At 46.2% G+C, this 1,786-nt stretch carries 2 protein-coding genes; one reads left to right on the forward strand and one right to left on the reverse strand.

Going from position 1 to position 1,786, the window contains the following annotated elements:
• Positions 1-387, reverse strand: a 387-nt coding sequence (locus WBA89_RS08200; RefSeq protein WP_424405476.1) for a cation-transporting P-type ATPase, incomplete at its 3' end; no start/stop codon positions are given.
• Between the two features lie 126 nt (positions 388-513).
• Between WBA89_RS08200 and WBA89_RS08205 the strand changes: the two genes are divergently transcribed.
• The gene (locus tag WBA89_RS08205; RefSeq protein ID WP_424405478.1) at positions 514-1,536 is read left to right on the forward strand and encodes a cysteine peptidase family C39 domain-containing protein; all 1,023 of its coding nucleotides are present in this window, start codon (positions 514-516) and stop codon (positions 1,534-1,536) included.
• The last annotated feature ends 250 nt before the right edge of the window (positions 1,537-1,786 follow it).

Here is a 1,786-nt window from a genome sequence, read left to right on the forward strand (position 1 = left end):
GGCTTCTGTGCTGACTGCTTGGGCGATGGCTGCGATTTTTTTCTCTGCCCTCGTTTCTTGGATGAAGCTGATAGTAGCGTTGATGGTTGTCACGCCCAAAATTACGCTGGCGTTGAGCCATTCCCCAATTGCTGCTTTGATTAAACCCGCACTCAGCAAGATGATTAATAAAGGTTGGTTGAATTGCAGGAGGAATTTTAACCAGACTGGTTTTCCAGCTTTTACTACTAATTCGTTGAAACCGAATTTTTGTTGGCGGCTGGCTGCTTCTGCTGGTTCTAAGCCTTTGTCTGGGTTGGTTTCTAATATAGTTGCAACCTTCGATATTTCTAGGTAGTGCCAATATTGGTCTGCTACGTCTACATCGTTAGCGGCTGTTGCTGGCATAATTTTTCCTGAATATTTACTGTCTGGCGAGCTTTGATCGATCGCGAATCAGCGCTTTGCAGATTATAACTTTAATTTAGCTCGGATAAATGTTAAAACCTAGTTGAGCAACCAAATTCTGAACTTATGGAAATACTTGTGACGCTGGTGCTAGGTTCGGTGCTGTTTGTCTGGGGAATGCGCTTTGGAAAGCTGTTAGTGCGATCGGGAGTGACCGCTAACGATTTGTTTAAGGGCAGAAATTCGATCGCCCTGCTGTTTTTGGGTTTTTATATTGCTTTGCTGCTCCTGGCTCTAAATCTGCCGCAAATACCAGCTTTGCCGGTCGAGTGGCGCGTGCACGGGATGCAGGTTACTTGGACTTTGCTCAGAGTAATGCTGATGGGAGTCTGCGGTATTGGGTTTAGTATAAGTTGGCTGACAGGGCGATCGCAAGTAATCGCAGTAATTTTAATTTGCTTGTTGGGATTGGGCGGATTTACCAGCGCTGAGGCTTATTTTCTCGCACCAATTTATGATGATTTAGTTGATAATTTGCAACCAAACGGCGTATTTCGGCAAACTTCTAACAGCAGTTGTGCGCCGGCGGCGCTAGCAACAGTTTTGAGACGTTGGGGAATGGATGCGACGGAATCGAGTGTAGCGCGTTTGGCGGGTACGAGTCGTTTGGGCACTTCGATGCCGCAGTTGATTGTAGCAGCGAGGGGGTTGGGTGTAAATGCGATCGAGCTGTCGCCGAGTTGGGAGCAAATCCAGCAAATTAATCGCCCAGGAGTGCTAGCAGTTTGGCTGTTTGACGGCCCGCGCAAGCTACCGCACGCAGTAGCTTTGCTAGGAATGAATGACAGCGTAGCAGCCATTGGAGACCCTTCGAGAGGCAAGATTTTCTATTTAGACAGAGCAACTTTTGCCTTAGTTTGGCGGAATGAATACGTGCCGATTTTTCGGTCTGCCGATATCTTGTTAAGTGACAAACAGGCGATCGATTATTTGACTAAATTAGGATATAATTCTGGGGATTTAACAGCAGATATCGAGCGATTTCAAACCGATAAAAAATTGCCAATCAGCGGCAAGTTAGATAGGATCACTGAATTAATGTTGAGCGGCCCTTTTTTAGAAGGCGTGCCGAGATTGGATGGGAAATAATTGGATTATAGGAATTAATGAACCGCAGAGAACGCAGAGATCGCTGAGAGAGAGATATAGCATTTCGAGCTCTCATATGAGGTGGCGCTGGCCTCCGCGGGCATCCGCAGCTATTTCTGCACGGCGACTTTCGCGGTGGCGGTTTTGGAGAATTTTAATCAACATTTCCTGCTGTTCGTAGGTTAGTTTTAAAGCAGTTTCTAGCACTTGGTCAAGAGTATTCATATCATTAAATACCGAGGTCATACTC

It is taken from the genome of Microcoleus sp., from assembly GCF_049646505.1.
GTDB lineage: Bacteria > Cyanobacteriota > Cyanobacteriia > Cyanobacteriales > Microcoleaceae > Microcoleus.

Excerpts from the sequence above, each read along its gene's own strand:
- WBA89_RS08205 (WP_424405478.1), top strand. The coding sequence starts at position 514 with ATGGAAATACTTGTGACGCTGGTGCTAGGTTCGGTGCTGTTTGTCTGG.